The organism is Gulosibacter chungangensis (genome assembly GCF_008831155.1).
Classification (GTDB): domain Bacteria; phylum Actinomycetota; class Actinomycetes; order Actinomycetales; family Microbacteriaceae; genus Gulosibacter; species Gulosibacter chungangensis.
Genome location: NZ_WBKB01000002.1, coordinates 382,038 through 402,690, shown reverse-complemented (window position 1 = coordinate 402,690; position 20,653 = coordinate 382,038). Strand labels below are relative to the sequence as shown.

The window sequence follows — 20,653 nt, the reverse complement described above, 5'->3', positions numbered from 1 at the left end:
TCTAACGAAGTTTCGAGCGGGAAGGACGAATCTTATTCGGATCGATTCCCTTGGGGATCGGGAGCTGGTTTTGCTGCAACGAAGCGAGACGGCTTTCCACTGCGAGGATTTCCTCGCGACGCAGCTGCTTGGGGAGTTTCTTGAGCGACCGCTTGAGATCCGCCAGTTTCACGCCACCGGCCTGTTCACCGACAAGCACGTGGTGCACCGTCACGGTGGGGACCAGTCGCTCGGTCTTGCGGCGTTCATCATTGAGCAACCGCTTCGTCGCGGCACTGTTGGACTCAGTAATCAACACCACGCCCGGCTTACCAATGGCTCTAAACACGAAGTCTTGAGTCTTCGCGTTGAACGCTACGGGCTGGTCACTGGTGCGCCAGGTTCCGCGCATGGCCGAACTCAGCACCGCTCCTGATGCACCCTGTCGGCCTTCAAGTTGATTGAAGGCAACTCGTTCTGCTCGCCAGTTCAGTAGCAGCATCGCGATGAGCAGTCCGAAGACAAAGCCCAGCACGACGTAGAGGATCCACATGATCCAGTTTGCGCCCGTCACCAGACAGAGTACGACCGCGAGAAGGATCGGCAGGACGAGTCCCGCAGTGATCAGGACGACACCCGCCTTGTCGTACTTCGCGGTCATCTTGAAGACGTCAATGAGTTGCCGGATGCGGCCCGGCTCCTTGGGAGCTGCGTCGGAAGTTTTCGCCATAGTACTTCTAGAATACCCGGCCAAAACCATCCACAGGATTCCCGAAAGCAAGAGTTATCAACAGGTGGCCCTGGCACGAGCGTCTATGGCCACTGACCTAGGGCAATATGCTCACATGTTCCTTGATCGCAATCCGAAAGACGAGATCAGCACCTCCCTGAGCCCTGGTGACACGGTCGCCGGTTGGCGTCTGGTGCGCCCGCTGACTCAGGATCATCGAGAGTTTGTTGGGGTGGCGGAATTCCCGAATACTGTCGCCACCAGCGGCAGCGACCACTGGTTTGGGTTTGGCGCATCCGCACGTCCGCGGCTGCAACACCGACGCATTGTGATTGCTAGTGAGCCCAGTGCCTGCGCGAAGCTCGCGGAGGAATGTTCATTGCGGGATGAAATTGGCTCTGAGTTCGTGGAACTTGCCGAGGAGACACTCGTTGACGGCCCCCACCGGATTGCGATATTTCCGATCCGACGAGTCCGAACTTGGTCCGAGGTTGTGGCCACAGAAACCGACTTTCCCGCTGGCGCAATAGTCACGGCATTGGTCCCGGTAGTAGAAGCACTCCAACTCGCGCACGAAAATGACATTGCTCACGGAACGGTCTCACTGCATTCCTGCCTCATCGACGAGCAGGGAAGACCGGGACTCGATGATTGGGGGAGAGCAGTACGACTTGCTGACCTTGCGACAATCAAAGCGGACCTCGCGCGCAGCAACGACTTACGCGCATTAGGCAAGATTGCTGATGCGCTATTCGCCATTTGCACCGAGGAGCCAACCGAGCAGCTCCGTCTACTGGTTGATGCCCTCTGCGATGGCGTGACTCCGAAGGATGCCGCAGGAAGGCTCATAGACGCCCTCTTTCAATGGTGTGAACCCGAACCACTCCCGGTCGCGGCATTGCCGGGCGGGCACCCGTCACCCACGAACTCTCCGAACCGCACGAGCGGCAATCGCGAACCCGGAGTGGGGGACCTCCATTTACTTACCACAAATGAAGACGAGGTACACGAACCACTCATTGCGCCGCCGACACCCTTGAGCGGTCGCCGATTTTTGCTCACCAGTGTTCAATCAGCGAAAAGTGGCCTTGCCAGACTCTCGGGCTGGGTCGGTAACGTCCGTCCGGCTATCTGGGCGGGACTGGGAATCGTTGGTCTGCTCGTACTCTTAGGAGGTGCGCTGCTCATGAGCACGCAGAGTGTTGGCACTGCCAATCCCGAGCCATCCACGCACGTCGCCGCCGAGGCCGCTGAGACTGCTGAGGCCGCTGAGAGTCTCACGAGTCCAGAAACCGGTTTCGACACGAATCTTGCTACCGACTCGCCGCCCGAACCACCCAAGACTGCCATCGCGGCAGCACCAGAATTAGTCGCCGCAAGAAATGCCTGTGTAACGGCCCGGGATCCCCAGTGCCTAACGGAGCTCTATGCCCCAGATGCTCCGGGGCTCGCGGCAGATTTGGATACACTCGAGGCGATGGAGGCACCGAACAGTAACTCGCATGACGAACTGCAGCTCAGTGAACAGCAGGAGTGGCTACTCGCTGCTGACCTGGGGGACATCGAGCTCATTAGCGGCAGTGAAGCGGGCTCGCTCTCGCTAGAACGAACGCCTGATGGATGGCTGCTTCGAGAGATCTGGCTGCCCGATATGTCCCGCTAATCCGGCGAAAGGCTGTTGCGATCCAACCTTTCGCGGAATTAGCGAATTAGTTCAATGGGCTTCCCGTAGAAGCGCTAATCTTCTCGGGAAGCCACGCAATACGCCTCTGAGCTTGCGTGCGGGATCGAGGAGGATTTTCACAATGCAGAGTTCAACCATTCAGTTTCACCATCACGGATACGTGTCGCAGGAGCCACGCGTGCAGAACGCCGCCGGATACGGCATGAGCCGCCCGAGTGATCTGCCCGATGAACTCGATGTCTTGATTGTGGGCACCGGTCCGGCAGGGGTGATTGCGGCTGCGCAGCTCTCACAGTACCCAGATATTCGCACTCACATTATTGAGCGTCGTGATAGCCGCCTGAAGTTGGGCCAGGCCGATGGTGTCCAGGCACGGACTGTGGAGACATTCCACTGCTTTGGATTCGAAGAGCGCATCGTGTCTGAGGCGTACCGCATCACGGAGACGGCGTTTTGGAATCCAGACCCCAAGAATCCGGGAAACATCATCCGCACCGGCCGCACGCCCGACGATAGCCAAGACATCAGCGAGTTTCAGCACATCGTGGTGAATCAGGCTCGCGTGCTGGACTACTTCATTGAATTCGCCGAGCGCTCACCCGGTCGCATCAGTCCAAACTACGGTTACGAGTTTGTGGCCCTTGAAATTGACGATGGGGCCGAGTATCCGGTAACTGTCACCGTGCGCAGCACAGCCGGCGAGCACGAAGGCCAAGAGCGCACGGTACGCGCGAAGTACGTCATCGGTTGTGATGGCGCAGCGAGTAAGGTGCGTAAAGCAATCGGCCGCCGCCTGGTCGGGGACGTGTCCAACCATGCCTGGGGTGTGATGGATGTGCTTGCACAGACCACTTTCCCTGACGTACGAATCAAGTCGGTCATCCACGCATCCGCAGGGAGCATCCTGCACATCCCACGTGAAGGAGGCCACCTTTCACGGATCTACGTCGACCTCGGCGAGGTGCCGGAAAACGACAACCACGCTATTCGCCAGACCCCACTCGAGGACGTCATTAAGAAGGCGAATGGAATCCTTCACCCTTACACACTCGATGTGAAGGACGTACCGTGGCACAGCGTCTACGAAGTCGGCCACCGCGTCACTGACAAGTTCGACAATGTGCCCGAAGAAGAGGTAGGGCAGCGCAGCCCCCGGGTCTTCATCACCGGTGACGCCTGCCACACGCACAGTGCGAAGGCCGGTCAAGGTATGAATGTCTCGATGCAGGACGGCTGGAATATCTCGTGGAAACTTGGCCAGGTACTGAGCGGTCTTGCACCGGAATCGTTGCTGGACACCTACTCGGCTGAACGTCAGTCGGTTGCCGTCGATCTGATCAACTTTGACAAGCAGTGGTCAGGTCTCATGGCCAAGAAACCTGAGGACTTTGAGAACCCGGGTGAAGTTGAAGAGTTCTACGTCAAAACCGCTGAGTTCCCGGCTGGCTTCATGACCGAATATGGCCCTTCGATCATTACCGGTGATACGAAGTATCAGGACCTCGCTAAGGGATACCCAATTGGTAAGCGATTCAAAGCGGCGCCGGTGATTCGTATCGCCGATGTGAACCCGATCTATCTCGGGCACCAAGCTTTCGCAGACGGTCGATACCGCATCTACGTCTTTGCAGACCAAGCTAAGGTCGGCACCGACTCGGCCACTGAACGTTTGGCAGACTGGTTGCAAACCTCGGCCGACTCGCCGCTGCTTCGATTTACCCCGGAGGGTGCAGACCTCAACTCGCGCTTCGAGGTTAATGTCGTCTACCAGCAGCGCTATACGGAATTTGATTTCACCGACATACCCAAAGCGTTCCGTCCCGACCACGGGCCGTATCAGCTCCAGGACTACTTCCGTGTTCACTCTGTGGGGACGATTAGCGACGTCAATGACATGGAAGCTGCCCAGCAGGAACCAGACATCTATGACCTGCGCGAAATCAGTCGAGATGGTGCGATCGTAATCGTTCGTCCCGACCAGTACGTCGCCCACATCCTCCCGCTGGATGCACGTGAAGAACTCACCGAGTTCTTTGCCCAGTCGATGACTGCACAGCGCTAGTCACATCACGAATATGGCGGTGGGCACCGATATACCTCGGTGCCCACCGCCATATTGATTGTGCACGTTGGGGGAGCGTGCGTTCAACGAAGGCGGGGTGCGACAACATCGGTTGTCGCACCCCGCCTTCGTGACGTGGACTTAGATGCCGAGGTTGCCCTCGAAAGCACCCGCCTCCAGACGCTGCTTTACCTGTCCAAGGTAACGAGCCGCGTCGGCACCATCAATGATGCGGTGGTCATAGCTCAGGGCGAGGTACACCATCGAACGGATTGCGATGCTTTCATCGCCATCCGCGGACTTGACTACTACCGGACGCTTGGTCACGATACCGAGGCCAAGGATCGCTTCCTGCGGGAGGAACACCACCGGGGTGTCGAAGAGTGCACCGCGTGAACCGGTGTTCGTGACGGTGAACGTGCCACCGGCAAGGTCATCGGGGGTGAGCTTGTTGTCACGGCTGCGGGTCGCGAGGTCGTCGATCTCAGACGCGAGCTCGGCAATCGTCTTACCGCCAGCGTTCTTGATCACCGGAGTGAGCAGGCCCCGTTCGGTGTCCACTGCCATCGAGATGTTCTCGGTGGCGGGGTAGACGATCGAGTCGCCCTCTACGCGCGAGTTGATAATCGGGTAGGTCTGCAGCGCTTCAATCGCGGCAAGCGTGAAGAAGGGCAGGAAGGAGAGCTTCGAGCCGGTCTTCTGCAGGAACTCTTCCTTCTTGGCTTGGCGCAGGTTGGCGATCTTCGTGACGTCAACCTCAACCACGGTGGTCAGCTGCGCGGTGCCGGTCATCGACTCAACCGCGCGCGTGGCAACGACCTTACGCAGGCGCGACATCTTCTGGGTAGTGCCCCGGAGTTCGGATACCTGCACGGGGGCAGCCTCAGCTGCTGCGGACGCGGGTGCTGCCGGTGCAGCGGCGCTCTGCGCCTTCGCTGCGGCGAGTACATCCTCCTTGCGGATGCGGCCACCTACACCGGTGCCCGAAACCTTCGTGAGGTCTACGCCGTGCTCGTTCGCAAGCTTGCGCACGATCGGGGTGACGTAGCGAGGGTCGCTCTTCGACGCCGGAGCCGTGGGTGCCGCAGGTGCCGTGGGAGTGGCCGGAGCTGCGGGTGCAGCAGGTGCTTTGGGAGCGGCCGGTGCTGCAGGCGCGGCCGGTGCAGCAGGGGCAGGTGCAGCAGGGGTGGGAGCCGGAGCAGGCGCTGCTTCGGGGGCAGGTGCAGCTGCCGGTGCAGGAGCTGCTGCGGCGGGTGCGCCCGAACCGATGCGAGCAAGCACAGTCCCAACCTCGGCAGTCTCATCTTCCTTCACGAGGATTTCCTGCACTACACCCGCGACCGGCGAAGGAACTTCGGTGTCAACCTTGTCCGTCGACACCTCTAGGAGTGCTTCATCCACCTCAACGCTGTCACCAACGTTCTTCAGCCAACGGGTCACGGTACCTTCGGTGACACTCTCGCCGAGTGCCGGGAGCGTCACGTCAGAAGCATCACCCGCGGGGGCAGCTGCTTCTGCTGCCGGCGCCGGAGCTTCTTCGGCTGCAGGGGCGGGAGTCTCTTCTACCGCTGCTTCTTGCGCTGGAGCTTCTTGGGCAGCTGGTGCTGCGGCGCCACTACCGTCGCCAATACGCACCAAGACAGCGCCGACATCCACGGTCTCGTCCTCTTGGACGAGAATCTCTTCGATTACACCGGCAACGGGCGAAGGGACTTCGGTGTCAACCTTGTCGGTCGACACTTCCAGCAGTGCCTCATCAACAGCGACAGTGTCACCGACGGCCTTTAGCCAACGGGTAACGGTTCCTTCGGTGACGCTTTCACCGAGTGCCGGGAGTGTTACTTCCTGACTCATAAGAATTTCTCCTAGTTCTGAAAAATCGCGTACGCGGCTTAGAGCGCGTGAAGGGGCTTGCCAGCGAGCTTGAGCATCGCCTCGCCCAGGGACTCGTTCTGTGTCGGGTGTGCGTGCACGAGCTGTGCGACGTCCTCGGGATATGCGTCCCAATTCACAATCAGCTGCGCTTCACCGATGAGCTCGCCGATGCGACCACCGATCATGTGAATACCAATGACGGGGCCGTCCTTGACTCGGACTACCTTGACTGAGCCGCTGGTCCCGAGAATCGAGCTCTTGCCGTTGCCAGCGAGGTTGTACTCATACGCCTCAATTGCATCGGCGCCGTGCTCTTCCTTCGCCTTGGCTTCCGAAAGGCCGATTGAACCAATCTGCGGCTCCGAGTAGGTCACCTTGGGGATGTTCACGTCGGAAATGAGCACGGGGTTCTGACCCGCGATCTGCTCGGCAACGAAGATGCCGTGCTGGTACGAGCGGTGTGCCAGCTGCAGCCCTGGAACAATGTCGCCGATTGCGTAAACGCCGGGGACGGTGGTTTGCAGGGTTTTGTCAACGGTCACAAAACCGCGGTCGAGCTGCACTCCAACTTCTTCGAGGCCGATATTCGCGGTTACCGGACCGCGGCCGATTGCGACGAGGAGAACGTCGCCATCGATAACCTCACCCTTTTCAGTCTTGACGTGAACGCCATATTCATCCTGGGTGACGGAATCGAACTTCGTGTTGGTCTGGAAGTTGATGCCGCGCTTGCGGTATGCACGCTCGAGCTGCTTCGAGATCGCTTCATCTTCTGCGGGCGCAAGGTGCGGCAGACCCTCAATGATCGTTACCTCAGCACCGAAAGAGCGCCACAAGCTAGCGAACTCGAGGCCGATCACGCCACCGCCGAGCACGACCGCGCGCTTCGGGATCCAGTTCATCTGGAGTGCCTGATCCGAGGTGATGACGTTGCCGGTGATTTCGAGACCGGGAATGGTCTTCGAGTAGGAACCGGTGGCAAGCACGATGTTCTTCGCCGTGATGGTGTCGGTACCGACCTGCACGGTGGTCGAGGAGGTCAGTCGGCCTTCACCGTTGATGACCGAAACCTTCTTCGCCTTGAGTAGGCCCTGCAGCCCCTTAAATTTACCGGTGACAATATCGTCACGGAATGCCGCTACCTTTTCCGCATCCACACCGTCAAGGGTGAGGTTGACACCAACGCGAGCACCCTCGGCAACCGACTCGGCGAGTTCGGCACTGTGCACCATCGCCTTGGTTGGGATGCACCCTCGGTGTAAGCAGGTACCACCCAGCTTGTCCTTCTCGATCACAGCGGCGGTCATGCCCAACTGTGTAGCGCGGATGGCGGCAGCGTAGCCTGCGCTACCACCGCCGAGGACAACAAGGTCAAAGTTTTGATCTGACACCCGGAAAGCTCCCCTATAAGAGTCGAACAGTTCGCATGCACCAGGGGTTACCTGCTGCAAAAGCGCGGCGAAAGCCACAGGCAAGCCTACACCTCAGTTATGAAGAATCTTGGGTTCGCCATAAGTGAGGCGAGGCCTGCTAATGATGGATCTAGTCCATTAACTACCTACGTGCGCTGAGTCGATTTAGGCAATCGCCGCAATCGCTTCGATGAGCGTTCGCACCGGGACACCCGAGGCGCCCTTAGGCACATAGCCGTACGCGGACTTCGTGTCAGCCGGCCCCGCAATGTCAAGGTGGACCCACGGGATCGACTGCTCCTCAGCATCCTTGCCAATGAACTTTTCGAGGAAAGCCGCGGCAAAGAGCATCCCGCCAGCACGATCGCCCGGCTTGGCATTCACAATGTCGGCAACATTCGAATCGAGCTTTTCGGCGATCTCTTCCGGAATTGGCATGGACCACGTCGGCTCACCCGCAGTGCGTGCCGCATTCAGGATGCGCTCGCGCCACTGTTCCTCGTTACCCATGAGGCCAGTGGTGCGATCTCCGAGCGCGATTACCTGCGCACCGGTCAGCGTGGCAATGTCGATGATCACATCGGGTTGCTGTTCTGAAGCCAAGGCGAGCGCATCAGCCAAGACCAGTCTTCCCTCGGCGTCGGTGTTCGTAACTTCCACGGTAGTCTTCGAGCGCATCGTGATGACGTCGTCCGGTTTCAGTGCCGTAGCAGACGGCATGTTTTCGGCGAGTGCGCACCAACCACTCACTCGGACAGGGAGCTCCAGAGCAGCCACCGCACGGATGACACCGACAACCGAGGCAGCGCCCGACATGTCAAATTTCATGCCCACCATGGATGCCGCCGGCTTGAGCGAAAGCCCTCCTGAGTCGAACGTAATGCCCTTACCGACAAGCGCAACATAGGCTTTCGGGTTCTCCGGCGTGTACTCCAGGTGAACCAATCGCGGAGCATTTGCCGAGCCCTGACCGACCCCAGTGATGCCGCCGCAACCTTCTTCGATAAGTCGCGGTTCGTCCCACACCTCGACCGAGACCGCCGAATCGGCGAATTCAGCCGCCACCCGGTCCGCAAATTCTTCTGGCACGAGGGCATTCGGGGGAGTATTGACGAGGTTACGAGTCAGCGCGACTGATTCGCTCACGACTCGTGCCTTTGCCAGCGCAGCCTGGCCCTCAGCAGGAGCTGCATTAATCGCCACGCGCTGCCCGCTGGTTGAATCAGCTTCATCGGACGGCGCCGACTTAAACCGGTCGAAGACATATCCACCGAGTGCATGACCGGTGGCGATCGCTTCCACTTCTTCGGCGGTAACGTCAGCCAAGTCGTAGGTCACGTCACTGACATTGCTCAGCGCACGCGCGGCAACGCCCGCCGCACGGCGAAGTGACTCGCGGGTTCGCTCGTCGCCAATTCCGAGCAGGAGTACCGGCGCTTCTCCCTCGCCATGCTCGGCAGCGACAAGGATGCGCTGGGTTGCGCCGGCTTTTGCGCTCACGTTAAGCGCCGCAAGGCGCTCCGCGTCGAGACCGAGGTCGGAAGAGCCGAGTAGCTCCAACTCTTCACCCTGCAGCACGGGTACCACGGTGAGCGTGTCGGCAGCATATGGTTTCGCGTCTAGAACAAAATCTACATTGGTCATGATTTCGACCTTATATATAGTTCGCTGAGTTCATCGGGACTTGTGCCACGCCGCGAGCGAAACACTCACTGCAATCAAGGCCGTGACCCGTACGATGGGGACCATGGGTGCTCAGGGAGCGATTTTTCGACCGGATAGTGCGTGGGCAGATGTCCCCGCAGGGCTCCCGCTTGTCGTATTGCTCACTGGCTATCGAGATTCCGGCGCCACAGTTCGGCAGACGATGGAGACCATGATTGAGCACGGTCAGGCCGAAGTCGTAGCCACCTTCAGCCCGGATGCGCTGCTTGACTACCGCGCTCGTCGTCCCATCGTCACGATCGACGGTTCAGAAGTCCGCGGGTATCGCATCCCGAGGCTCGATTTGCGGATGCTACGCGACTCAATAGGCCAAAAATACCTACTGCTCAGCGGCTACGAGCCAGACTTCCGCTGGGAGGAATTCACCAAGATCGTGATGGCACTAGTCAGTCACTTCGCCGTGAGTACCACCACCTGGGCGCACGCCATTCCGATGCCGGTCCCGCACACCCGGCCGCTGCGGCTTACCGCCACCGGAAACCGACAGGACATCGTCGAACAACTCTCAGTATGGAAGGCGCGAGTGGAAGCACCCGCGCACGCTTTGCACTTACTCGAACATGAGTTGATGGAAGCCGACGACCCGGTGGCGAGCCTCGTCGTGTTAGTCCCGCATTACTTAGCGGATGGGGTTGTTCCCGCGGGGCCACTGAAGCTTCTTGAAGCGCTCGGCACCGCAACCGGACTGCTCATCCCCACGGAAGACCTGCGCGAACGCGACCGGGTGTTCCGCGCCGAAGTGGATGAACAGATTGCCGGCAACGAGGAAGTGCAGCGGTTGATATCGCTCTTAGAGAACCAGCATGACGGTTTCCTCAAAGGTACCCCGCAAGAGAACCCCTTCGCCGATGCGGACGGTGAACTCCCCACCGCAGACGATATTGCCGCCGAACTCGAGCGATACCTCTCGGCACGACGCGATCGGGATCACGACCAGGACCAGGACTCATAGCTCTGGCACCCTCGAGACAAACCGCGCACAACACATTTTGGGTGTAAGACTGTTGGTGTGACCGCAGCCATTCCAACGACCCAGTCCCTCAGCCAAATCCCCAGGCGCCTGCCCGGCATCATTTTTACCGTCGTGCTCGTGGCCTACCTCGTTGCGGTCGCGCAGCGGTCTTCCCTCGCGGTGGCAGGTGTCGCGGCTGCAGAACGTTTTGATGCAAGCGCTACGGCACTATCCACGCTCGCGATCACCCAGGTCGCCGTGTACGCGCTCATGCAGATCCCGGTGGGCATGCTATTGGACCGTTTCGGTGCCGCGCGTCTCATTTTGGTGGGCGCAATCCTGATGACCGTGGCCCAGGTCATGCTCGCCTACGCGCCGACGTTGGAATTGGCGGTTATTGCTCGCGTACTCGTGGGGATCGGGGATGCGACAACCTTCGTATCCGGATTGCGCATCATTGGCGCCTGGTTCAAGCCTCGCAAGGTGCCGATCATGCAGCAGATCTTTGCCTCAGGCGGCCAGATTGGCCAGTTCCTCTCGTCAATACCCTTCGCCATCTTGCTCGGAATTAGCGGCTGGACGGTCTCCTTTCTCTCGGCAGCTTCCTTGGCAGTGATTGTGGTGATCGTCGCCTCACTCGTATTGCGTGACTCTCCGAACCGACGCTTCGAATCGCGCCCGGTGTCGCTTCGCGGTGCCTTCGTGAAACTGGGGGAGGCCTTCGCGCGTCCCGGAACAAGGCTCGGGTTTTGGGCGCACTTCACCACGCAGTTTCCCGCGACAATCTTTGCGCTGTTGTGGGGGTATCCGCTCATGGTTGAAGGGCTCGGTCTAAGCACTCCGCTGGCGTCCTCACTCCTGCTGATACCCGTAGTGGCGGGCATAGCCTGTGGGCCGCTGCTCGGGATTTTGACGGCACGGTTCCCACTGCGTCGATCCAATATTGTGATGGCCGCAGCGCTGGCGGTCACCGCCGGGTGGATCATCCTGGTGCTGTGGCCTGGGCAACCGCCGCTGTGGTTCTTCATTGTGGTGTTGGCGGTCATGGGCGTGGGGTCGACCGGATCCACGATTGGCTTTGATTTTGCGCGGACCTTCAACCCCGTATCCAGCTACGGTTCGGCTTCGGGAATTGTAAATGTGGGCGGTTTTACGGCGAGCGCGGTCACCTTCCTCCTGGTTGGGTTGGGGGTTGACCTCGGTACCCACCTCAACGGCGGCGTTCGCGATTGGAGCGCATTTCAGATTGCCATGTGGGCGATCCCCATCGTCACCGGACTTGGGCTGATTGGCTTGTTGTTAGAGCGGCACCGAGCACGTAATCGAATCGCCGCAGAAGAGGGCGTTGTCGTTGGTCCATTGTGGACGGCCGTCGTGCGCCGCTGGCGTCGAAAGCGCTAGCGAATCGGTCCGGTCAGAGCGAATTGGCGGGCCGCGGGAATAAAACCCGCCGCCCACGTGTAATACTTGTTGTCTGTCCCAACAGGTGCTGCCGCGTGCAGAACTTGACTTGGGCATTCCTTTTGCCCAAAACCACGCGAAGGGGTTGATCATGGCAACAACGAAGAAGGGCGCTGCTAACGATTCGGCAGCACAATCTATGACGCACTCTAAATCCGAGCTGAACGCGATGAAGGTTGTTGACCTGCGAACGCTTGCAAAGGAAATTGGTCTCGCCGGAACGACCGGACTCAAGAAGGCCGAACTTGTCGACGCCGTACTGGCGTTCCAGTCCGGTGAAGGCGGCACCGCCAAGGCCTCGAAGCCTGGTGCTCAGAAGAGCGGTGCCAAGGGTACAGCCGCTAAGAAGGCTGACGTGGGCCTCGGTGAAGACGATGTCGAGGACGACGAGAACGTCGTGATCGACCTCGACGAGGATCACGAAGTCGACCAGGATGACCTGGAGACCTCTGAGGACGACGAAAAGCACGCTGAGGAAGACGATGATGACGACCTCGGCAAGCGCGACGAGAAGTCAGAGGACCCGGAAGAGGATGCCGTAAAGGCAGAATCTGCAGTGAAGGCTGCCGGCGCACTCGTCTTGAAGAACACCGATGACGACGACACGCCGGTGTATTCCGCACAGATCACCGGTGCCACCGCTGACCCGGTGAAGGACTACCTCAAGCAGATCGGTAAGGTGCCGCTGCTGAACGCTGCGGAAGAGGTCGACCTCGCGATGCGTATCGAGGCCGGTCTATACGCCGAAGACAAGCTCTTACGGAATCCAGATCTCGAGCCAAAGCTCAAGCGTGAATACAAGTGGATCATGCGCGACGGCAAGCGCGCGAAGAGCCACCTGCTCGGCGCTAACCTTCGTCTGGTGGTCTCTCTCGCGAAGCGCTATACGGGCCGTGGGATGCAGTTCCTCGACCTGATTCAGGAAGGTAACCTCGGTCTCATCCGTGCGGTCGAGAAGTTCGACTACACCAAGGGCTTCAAGTTCTCGACCTATGCCACCTGGTGGATCCGTCAGGCGATCACCCGAGCCATGGCCGACCAGGCACGTACCATCCGTATCCCGGTGCACATGGTGGAAGTCATCAATAAGCTCGCCCGCGTACAGCGGCAGATGCTGCAGGACCTCGGCCGCGAACCGACCCCGGAAGAGCTGGCTCACGAACTCGACATGACCCCCGAAAAGGTCGTCGAGGTGCAGAAGTACGGCCGCGAACCAATTTCGCTGCACACCCCGCTCGGTGAAGATGGCGATTCGGAATTCGGTGACCTCATCGAAGACACCGAAGCGGTCGTACCGGCCGACGCGGTGAGCTTCACCATGCTGCAGCGCCAGTTGGAGTCGCTGCTCGATTCGCTCTCTGAACGCGAAGCCGGCGTAATCCGGATGCGCTTCGGCCTTGGCGATGGCATGCCGAAGACCCTCGACCAGATCGGTGAAACGTTTGGGGTAACTCGAGAGCGAATCCGTCAGATCGAGTCGAAGACGATGGCAAAGCTGCGCCACCCGTCGCGTTCTCAATCTCTGCGCGATTACCTCGAGTAATCTCTAGGGCAGCTCGCATTCGAACGACCTCGAAGGAAAAGTAGGACTATGCAGCCGAACGACGGCAAAACCCTTGAATCGACCGTTGACGGAAAGACCTATCAGCGCATCCCCATCAAGACCCATGTCGTGATGCCCGATGACGACCTTCGCCAGGTTATTCGGAAGTACGCCGAACCGGTCGTACAGGAAGGTGATGTGCTGTTCGTGACGGAAAAGATCGTCGCGATCACGCAGGGCCGTTCGATGTTGCTTGAGGAGATTGAGCCGCGACCGCTTGCGAACTTCCTCGCGAAGTACGTCACCAAGACTCCGCACGGGATTGGTCTCGGCATGCCAGAGACCATGGAAATGGCGCTGCAGGAGTGCGGCACTCCACGCATCCTCTTCGCCGCTGCCGCGGCAGCGGTCACGAAGCCCATGGGCCGCAAGGGTGACTTCTATCGCATCGCCGGCGAAAAGGCACGCGCGATTGACGGCCCCACCTCGGGAACGATTCCGCCGTACAACAAGTCGGTGGTGCTCGGTCCCGCGACGCCGCAGCTTGTTGCACAGGACCTGAAAATTCTGCTGGGGAACAAGGTTGAGGTGCTCATTGTCGACATTAACGACATTGGCGGCAACATCCTCGGCTCCACCCTCGATGCGGATCTCAATGACCACTGGGTACGCGTCCTCAAGGACAATCCGCTCGGTCAGGGCCACCAGTCGACTCCGATGGGTGTACTCCGACAGCCCGAATCCACCCACTAATCACCTAGCTACCCTCCCAGCCGATCGGCGGGAGGGTAGCTAGGGTAGAGACTTGAATTCGCTTGGCGGGGAACAGCTCTCCGCCAAAGCTAATGATGAAAGGAGTGGTTGTGGATCTCTCTGTCTTCGCCACTATGGAATCTGAAGTACGCAGCTATGTTCGCGCATTCCCGACGGTGTTCGACACCGCACAGGGCTCCATCCTCACCGATGAAGCAGGCCGCGAATACATTGACTTCTTCTGCGGCGCGGGCACCCTAAACTACGGTCACAATCACCCGGTCCTGCAGAAGTCGATCGTTGAGTACCTCAGCGGGAACAAAATCCAGCACGCGCTGGACATGGCAACCTCGATCAAGAAGCGTTTCCTCGAACTGTTCCGGGACAACATCCTGGCTCCCCGTGGGCTCGAGTACAAACTGCAGTTTTCCGGCCCCACCGGCGCGAACGCCGTTGAATCCGCGATGAAGGTGGCGCGCCTGGCAACCGGCCGGAGTACCATCGTCGCTTTCACACACGGATATCACGGACTTTCACTGGGGGCTCTCGCCGCAACCGCGAACAGCTGGTATCGGGATGCTGCGGGCGTTCCGCTGAGCGATGTCGTCTTCCACCCCTATGACGGCTACTACGGTGAGGAAATTAACACCGTCGCCCTACTCCGCAAGCACATCGAAGACCCCTCGAGCGGGCTTGATCTCCCAGCGGCAGTTATCGTGGAGACCGTCCAGGGTGAAGGCGGCATCAATGTTGCCAGCAACCAATGGCTGCAGGAGCTTCGTGAGCTGTGCACCGAAAAGGGAATCGTGCTTATCGTTGACGATATCCAGATCGGTGTGGGTCGCTCCGGTAAATTCTTTAGCTTCGAACACGCCGGGATCGTGCCCGACATTGTGACGCTCTCAAAGTCGATTTCCGGCTATGGGTTCCCGATGTCGCTGGTACTGATTCGTCCCGAGTTCGACGTCTGGAAGCCCGGGATGCACACCGGCACCTTCCGCGGCAACTCGATTGCCTTCGTCGGTGCGGCTCGTTCACTCGAAGAGTTCTGGTCCGATGACACCACCGAGAAGCTCATTGCGCACCGCTCGGAGATCGTGGTTGACCGACTCAACGCGATCGCTGCTCGCCACGAAGGAAAATTCTCCGTGCGCGGCTTAGGCCTGCTGCGAGGTCTGGTGTCTGAGCAGAACAACGACCTCGGTTCGGCGATCTCCCGCGAGGCGTTCAAGCTCGGCCTCGTCATCGAGGTCAGCGGTGCCCACGATGAGGTCGTCAAGGTGATGCCCGCACTCATCGGTGACGATGAAACCCTCAATAGGGGGCTGGATCTCCTCGACCAGGCTGTTGATAACGCAGTAGCGGCCGCCTAACCCATCGAACAAGCGAGGGGCCCGGTTCAATTGAACCGGGCCCCTCGCTTGTTGCAGCTTGGCAAACGCGTGTGCGGGAAGTTTAGATGTCGATGAACTCGCGCACGCGGGGGAGTGAGCCCGTCCACACGCCGGTGGCCGTGGGCTTGTTTTCGTAGGCGCCGGGGGTGCGGTTACCCTCAACGATCACCGGGCCCTTAGGTGTCACGACAACATCCCATGCAATATAGGGAATCTCGGGAATCTGCCTTGCGACTTCCTCACAGAGGGCCAGCACGTCTTCCACCTGCGGGAGCTGGAAGTCCGGAATTGACGCTCCGGTCTCCGGGTGGTTGGCGTAAATGTGCTGGTGCGAACCGTAACCGGGGCTCACCGCGTGTCCCTTTTCATCCAGCAACACGAAGAAGCCGCCAAAGGACTGTTGGTCACTCGCACCGTTACCAACGCCGAACTTCTGCGCGAAGGAGACGACGTTGAACTCCCCATCCTTGAAGAAGCTGGTCACGCGAGTGGTGTTCACCACTCCCGGTGCAACCGCAGCGAGGGCATCGTGCTGGATGATGTATTCCTCGAGCAGGATCTGATCGCGCTTGATCAGAAACTCGCGGAACTCTTCCCAGTTCTCAACATCCTTCGCAAAGTACAGGTCAACGCCGTAGCCGGAGTTGCTCACCGGAACCTTCGCGATGACCTTTTCCTGTCGGGTTAAGAATTCCCGCAGTTCTTCGGCCGTGTGCTCGGTTACCAGGAACCATTCCCGGTGGAGATACTCGCCGAAGCGCTTGTTGAACTCCACCTTGTCTTCGAGGTATTTGAAGTACTCGGGATCGTTGTATTTCTCGACGATGTAGGCGCTGATGCCGTTCGTGAGGTAGGTGCGTCGTTCCTTGTTCTTGAGCCGCGCGAAGTCCCAGTCGACATAATCCTGGAAGTTGGTGCCGTGGACCGCGGATTCGATCAGCATGTCGCCAAGCACGATGGGCCAGCGCTTCGAATGCTGCTGCGCGGTCTGCTTGGCGCGTTCCACGACGCTCCCGAAATTCAATACGCGGGCACGCTCAATGAGATACCCCACGCGGGTAGAAAGATTGCTCAACTATCTGCTCTCTATATTTTCGTTGCTGTGTGGTCTGGTGGCCGAATTTCGAGCGGTGGAGGTTCTCATCACTCTTGCAGTGACACCCGTGACGATCTCATCGGGCACCGTCCCAAACGCTTCGGCCCACTGCTCGGCGGTTGCCTCACCGTGGTCGCCATTTCCAAAGCAATACGCTACCGAACTGGCAGCAATCTCGATACCGGGAATCCTCCGGACGGTGGTCTCGTCAACGCCGACCGCGAGGATCGGATGCCGCTGGCCATTAATTGCGAGCCACATTTCGACACCACTGGCACTTTGCAAGCCATCGCCATAGCCAATCGCAACGGTCGCGGTATCGGCGTCAACCGCACGTACCGGAGCGGTGAGGGTGAGGGCAGGAAAGAGTCCAAGGTCAAGGCCACTGCGATCATCAAAGGGGGAGATTCCATATCCGCCAAGACCGAGTCGAACAAAATCTAACCGTGACTCGGGGAAGTCAATCCCCGCGCCGCTCGCCGCGGCATGCAGCACCGAGAAATTTGCGCCCTGCTGCTGCGCACGGCGCACCATCCGGTGAAATAGCGCCAGGGACGCCTCGTCCTCAGCCATCGTATTGTCCGAGAAGTGCGTCCAAGCGCCGATAATTTCGACGGCACCGGCTCGCTCCAACTCAACGGCGCGGGCCACGATCGCATCCCATTCTTCAGGGTTCGCGCCGCCGCGGTGGAGCCCAGTATCAAGCTTGAGGTGGATGCGCGCGGGCACGTCCAGTGGCGCTGAGGCAGCAATCAATTCAAGCTGATCGAGGCTCTGCACACCGAGGTCAATTTTCTCGCGCTTTGCGAGCGCAAGATCGCTCGTGGGCGTGAGTCGCCAGGCGAAGATGGTGCCTTCCGCACCGGCCCGACGTGCCTCAGCACCGGCTTCGATATCGAGCACCGCAAAGTCTGTGACGCCCTCGGCAATCGCGGTCTTCGTAACCTCAACGAGGCCGTGACCGTATGCATCCGCCTTGACCACGAGCATCGTGCGGGCGGGTGCGAAATCAGCCCGCAGTTTCCGCAGGTTCTTGGCAATCGCTTCGAGATCGGTGGTCAGCACCGCGCGAGACTGTGCCTGTTCAACAGCGGTCATGCACGCACCTCGATTCTTGGAACAGACTGTTGGATTCGGCTACTGAGCGCCAGGGGAGCGATCCCAGTGGCGGCCGACCACTCGGTCAGGCGCACCTGGTTGCCGAAAAGTTCTACGTAGTCACCGGGATCGACCGGTAATGCGCCAACATCGACGCTGAGTAGATCCATTGAGATGGATCCCGCCACGGGGCAGCGAGACCCCGCCACAGCGGCATAGCAGCGATTCGACGCTCGGCGGGCAATGCCCTGAGAATAACCAATCGCGACCAGTGCCATGGACGTATCGGTTTCACACCGGTAGGAACCTCCGTAGGAGACGCCCTCGCCCGCTTTCAAGGGCTTCCGCAGCACCACCTGTGCTCGTACGGCCATCACCGGCACAGTGTCCGCGTTAGGGTCCAGGCCATACACTGCCGCGGACGCGACGCGGGGATCAGCGGCATGGCTGACCTCGAGTCCGTGCAAGAGCTCACGATCGATGCTGGCGAGCTCCACCTCACTCACAATGGCACCGCGCAACCCCGGAAGGCTTTCGCGGGCGGTCGCGAGGACCCTATTCAAGCCATGGCCATAGGCATCGGCACGCACATCAATGACCTCGGGAGCGAGCCGCTGGAGATTCTGTTCGAGCGCCGTCATATCTATACGGACTACTCGAGGGGGTGCTGTCACGCTCATCCTGTTCCTTCCGAAGTGCCGATCCTATCGCTTCAGTTGCGACATGGCGCTAATTTCGGTGTGGGTGCGGCAACACCCGTAATGGATGGAATAGCCTGAGAGCTTGACACAAGGGGGCATCGTGACGGAATCGTATTCGGCAACACAGCTGCAGGTTCTCGAGGGACTTGAAGCTGTCCGGAAGCGTCCCGGTATGTACATCGGGTCTACGGACTCACGCGGCATCATGCACTGCCTATGGGAAATCATCGACAACTCGGTCGATGAGGCGCTCGCCGGTTACGGCAAGCGAATCGACATCATCCTGCACTCCGATTCCTCGGTGGAGGTTCGTGACCAGGGTCGCGGAATCCCGACCGATGTTGAACCTCGCACCGGTTGGAGCGGGGTTCAGGTGGTGTACACAAAGCTGCACGCCGGTGGCAAATTCGGTTCCGCCAACTACGGTGCCGCCGGTGGTCTCCACGGCGTCGGTGCCTCGGTGGTCAACGCGCTGTCCTCACGATTGGACGTGGAGGTCGACCGCAACGGCAAGACGCACGCGATGAGCTTCCAGCGCGGTCACGCCGGGGTCTTTCAGGATGCGGGGGACCCGAGCCCTGACGCAGCCTTCACCGAGCAGCCGGGGAAAGCCGAGCTGCGTATCCTCGGCAAGACCAAAAAGGGCGTCACCGGCACCCGGGTTCGTTACTGGGCAGATCCGCAAATTTTCGTGCGGGATGCAGACTTCCAAATTGAGCAGCTGCGTGACCGGGCTCGGCAGACTGCGTTCCTCGTGCCCGGCCTCGAAATTGAACTCGAAGACCTCCGCGACCCGGAGGCACCAAGTGTAGAGAATTTCAAATACGAGGGAGGTATCTCCGAGTACGTGGAGTTTCTCGCTCCGGACGGACCGCTCACTGACACGTGGCGCATCCAGGGAAGCGGCAGCTACACCGAGACCGTGCCGGTGTTGGACCCGAAGTCGGGCCACATGGTGTCCCGCGAGGTTGAACGTGAGATGCAAGTGGATCTCGCACTGCGCTGGGGGATCGGTTACGAGACGGTACAGAAGAGCTACGTCAACATTATTGCCACGCCAAAGGGCGGTACTCACGTGGCAGGTTTCGAAGCTGGGATGCTGCGCACGGTTCGCGACGAGGTGCAGAAAAACGCCCGGCGTCTGAAAGTCGGTAACGACAAGATTGAAAAGGATGATGTCCTCGCCGGCCTCACGGCCGTGGTGACCGTCCGCATCCCTGAGCCGCAGTTTGAGGGTCAGACCAAGGAAGTCCTCGGGACCCCGCAGGCGCGCAATATTGTCCAGAAGACCCTCGCGGATGGGCTCAAGGAACGCTTCTCTTCCACCAAGCGGCAGGATAAGACCGAGGTCTCGATGCTGCTCGAAAAGGTGGTCACGGAGATGAAGAGCCGCATCGCGGCTCGGGCACACAAAGAAACCCAGCGCCGCAAGACCGCGCTCGAGAATTCATCCTTACCTGCGAAACTCGTCGACTGCCGTTCCAATGACGTCGAACGCTCGGAGCTCTTCATTGTTGAGGGTGACTCTGCACTCGGCACCGCAAAGCCGGCCCGTAATTCTGAGTTTCAGGCGCTCTTCCCGATTCGCGGCAAGATCCTCAACGTGCAAAAGGCGTCGCTCGCCGACATGCTCAAGAACGCGGAATGCGCGAATATTATTCAGGTGCTCGGTGGGGGATCGGGCCGCACTTTCGATGTCTCGCAGATCCGCTACGGCAAGGTGATCATCATGTCGGATGCGGATGTTGACGGGGCCCACATCCGCACGCTGCTGCTGACCCTGTTCTTCCGCTATATGCGGCCAATGCTTGATGAGGGCCGCGTCTTTGCCGCGGTACCGCCCCTGCACCGCGTCGTGGTCCAAAACCCAGGGAAGAAGCCCAACGACACGGTCTACACGTACTCTGAGGCGGAGCTACAGCAGCTGTTGAAGAAGCTCGAGCGTTCCGGAAAGAAGTACGTCGAGCCGATTCAACGCTATAAGGGCCTCGGTGAGATGGATGAGGACCAGCTCTGGGACACCACCATGAACCCCGAGCATCGGTTATTGCGTCGCATGACAATGCATGATGCTGCCGAGGCCGAAGCGGTGTTCGAGATGCTGATGGGCAGCGAGGTCGCACCCCGCCGCGAGTTCATCGTGGAAGGCGCCGAAGAGATCGACGCGCAGCTGATCGATACCTAAGAC

The 20,653-nt window shown here is 59.6% G+C and carries 15 protein-coding genes; 8 read left to right on the top strand and 7 right to left on the bottom strand.

Annotation, left to right across the window (positions count from 1 at the left end; genetic code table 11):
- Position 1: 1 nt before the first annotated feature.
- Positions 2-709: a DUF4191 domain-containing protein gene (locus F8O05_RS05250; RefSeq protein WP_192497041.1), complete on the bottom strand. Its 708-nt coding sequence runs from the start codon at positions 707-709 to the stop codon at positions 2-4.
- Positions 710-824: 115 nt separating this feature from the next.
- Here F8O05_RS05250 and F8O05_RS05245 point away from each other — a divergent pair, with 115 nt between their 5' ends.
- Both F8O05_RS05245 and F8O05_RS05240 read left to right on the top strand, forming a co-directional pair.
- Positions 825-2,372 (top strand): hypothetical protein, encoded by a 1,548-nt coding sequence (locus F8O05_RS05245; RefSeq protein ID WP_158051685.1) that lies wholly within the window; start codon positions 825-827, stop codon positions 2,370-2,372.
- A 157-nt stretch (positions 2,373-2,529) separates the two neighbouring features.
- A complete protein-coding gene (locus F8O05_RS05240; RefSeq protein WP_158051771.1) occupies positions 2,530-4,455 on the top strand; it encodes an FAD-dependent monooxygenase in 1,926 nt (641 codons plus the stop codon).
- A gap of 141 nt (positions 4,456-4,596) precedes the next feature.
- Here the strand turns inward: F8O05_RS05240 and sucB are convergent, their stop codons facing one another.
- The 3 genes from sucB to F8O05_RS05225 all read right to left on the bottom strand — a co-directional run bounded on the left by sucB (position 4,597) and on the right by F8O05_RS05225 (position 9,386).
- Entirely contained in the window at positions 4,597-6,309 is a 1,713-nt protein-coding gene (sucB, locus tag F8O05_RS05235) for a 2-oxoglutarate dehydrogenase, E2 component, dihydrolipoamide succinyltransferase (RefSeq protein WP_158051684.1), read from the bottom strand.
- A 38-nt stretch (positions 6,310-6,347) separates the two neighbouring features.
- Positions 6,348-7,721 carry a dihydrolipoyl dehydrogenase gene (gene lpdA, locus F8O05_RS05230; RefSeq protein WP_158051683.1) on the bottom strand — a complete coding sequence of 458 codons (1,374 nt, stop codon included), beginning with the start codon at positions 7,719-7,721 and terminating at the stop codon, positions 6,348-6,350.
- Positions 7,722-7,907: 186 nt separating this feature from the next.
- On the bottom strand, positions 7,908-9,386 hold the full coding sequence (locus F8O05_RS05225; protein ID WP_158051682.1) for a leucyl aminopeptidase: 1,479 nt from the start codon (positions 9,384-9,386) through the stop codon (positions 7,908-7,910).
- A 103-nt stretch (positions 9,387-9,489) separates the two neighbouring features.
- On the opposite strand from F8O05_RS05225, the gene F8O05_RS05220 reads away from it, so the two are divergent.
- The 5 genes from F8O05_RS05220 (at position 9,490) to ectB (ending at position 15,549) form a co-directional block, all read left to right on the top strand.
- Positions 9,490-10,419 carry a proteasome assembly chaperone family protein gene (locus F8O05_RS05220; RefSeq protein WP_158051681.1) on the top strand — a complete coding sequence of 310 codons (930 nt, stop codon included), beginning with the start codon at positions 9,490-9,492 and terminating at the stop codon, positions 10,417-10,419.
- A 57-nt stretch (positions 10,420-10,476) separates the two neighbouring features.
- The gene (locus F8O05_RS05215) at positions 10,477-11,820 is read left to right on the top strand and encodes an MFS transporter (protein ID WP_158051680.1); all 1,344 of its coding nucleotides are present in this window, start codon (positions 10,477-10,479) and stop codon (positions 11,818-11,820) included.
- 151 nt (positions 11,821-11,971) lie between these two features.
- On the top strand, positions 11,972-13,423 hold the full coding sequence (locus F8O05_RS05210; RefSeq protein ID WP_158051679.1) for an RNA polymerase sigma factor: 1,452 nt from the start codon (positions 11,972-11,974) through the stop codon (positions 13,421-13,423).
- Positions 13,424-13,471: 48 nt separating this feature from the next.
- The gene (locus F8O05_RS05205; protein ID WP_158051678.1) at positions 13,472-14,176 is read left to right on the top strand and encodes a coenzyme F420-0:L-glutamate ligase; all 705 of its coding nucleotides are present in this window, start codon (positions 13,472-13,474) and stop codon (positions 14,174-14,176) included.
- Between the two features lie 110 nt (positions 14,177-14,286).
- The gene (ectB, locus tag F8O05_RS05200) at positions 14,287-15,549 is read left to right on the top strand and encodes a diaminobutyrate--2-oxoglutarate transaminase (RefSeq protein ID WP_158051677.1); all 1,263 of its coding nucleotides are present in this window, start codon (positions 14,287-14,289) and stop codon (positions 15,547-15,549) included.
- A gap of 82 nt (positions 15,550-15,631) precedes the next feature.
- Here ectB and F8O05_RS05195 read toward each other — a convergent pair whose 3' ends face one another.
- Genes F8O05_RS05195 through F8O05_RS05185 form a run of 3 tightly spaced genes read right to left on the bottom strand, consistent with a single transcriptional unit; the run spans position 15,632 to position 18,438 of the window.
- Complete coding sequence (locus tag F8O05_RS05195) at positions 15,632-16,645, bottom strand: sugar-transfer associated ATP-grasp domain-containing protein (protein WP_158051676.1); 1,014 nt, start codon at positions 16,643-16,645, stop codon at positions 15,632-15,634.
- Positions 16,646-17,764, bottom strand: a complete 1,119-nt coding sequence (locus tag F8O05_RS05190) for an alanine racemase (protein WP_158051675.1) — start codon at positions 17,762-17,764, stop codon at positions 16,646-16,648.
- Positions 17,761-18,438: an alanine racemase gene (locus tag F8O05_RS05185; RefSeq protein ID WP_192497040.1), complete on the bottom strand. Its 678-nt coding sequence runs from the start codon at positions 18,436-18,438 to the stop codon at positions 17,761-17,763. The genes F8O05_RS05190 and F8O05_RS05185 overlap by 4 nt, the downstream gene beginning before the upstream one ends.
- A 124-nt stretch (positions 18,439-18,562) precedes the next feature.
- Here F8O05_RS05185 and F8O05_RS05180 point away from each other — a divergent pair, with 124 nt between their 5' ends.
- The gene (locus tag F8O05_RS05180; RefSeq protein WP_158051770.1) at positions 18,563-20,650 is read left to right on the top strand and encodes a DNA gyrase/topoisomerase IV subunit B; all 2,088 of its coding nucleotides are present in this window, start codon (positions 18,563-18,565) and stop codon (positions 20,648-20,650) included.
- Positions 20,651-20,653: the final 3 nt, after the last annotated feature.

What these genes read in the sequence shown, in the direction of transcription:
- F8O05_RS05250 (WP_192497041.1), bottom strand. Translation starts at nt 709, where the DNA reads ATGGCGAAAACTTCCGACGCAGCTCCCAAGGAGCCGGGCCGCATCCGG.
- F8O05_RS05245 (WP_158051685.1), top strand. Translation starts at nt 825, where the DNA reads ATGTTCCTTGATCGCAATCCGAAAGACGAGATCAGCACCTCCCTGAGC.
- sucB (WP_158051684.1), bottom strand. Translation starts at nt 6,309, where the DNA reads ATGAGTCAGGAAGTAACACTCCCGGCACTCGGTGAAAGCGTCACCGAA.
- F8O05_RS05225 (WP_158051682.1), bottom strand. Translation starts at nt 9,386, where the DNA reads ATGACCAATGTAGATTTTGTTCTAGACGCGAAACCATATGCTGCCGAC.
- F8O05_RS05220 (WP_158051681.1), top strand. Translation starts at nt 9,490, where the DNA reads ATGGGTGCTCAGGGAGCGATTTTTCGACCGGATAGTGCGTGGGCAGAT.
- F8O05_RS05210 (WP_158051679.1), top strand. Translation starts at nt 11,972, where the DNA reads ATGGCAACAACGAAGAAGGGCGCTGCTAACGATTCGGCAGCACAATCT.
- F8O05_RS05205 (WP_158051678.1), top strand. Translation starts at nt 13,472, where the DNA reads ATGCAGCCGAACGACGGCAAAACCCTTGAATCGACCGTTGACGGAAAG.
- F8O05_RS05190 (WP_158051675.1), bottom strand. Translation starts at nt 17,764, where the DNA reads ATGACCGCTGTTGAACAGGCACAGTCTCGCGCGGTGCTGACCACCGAT.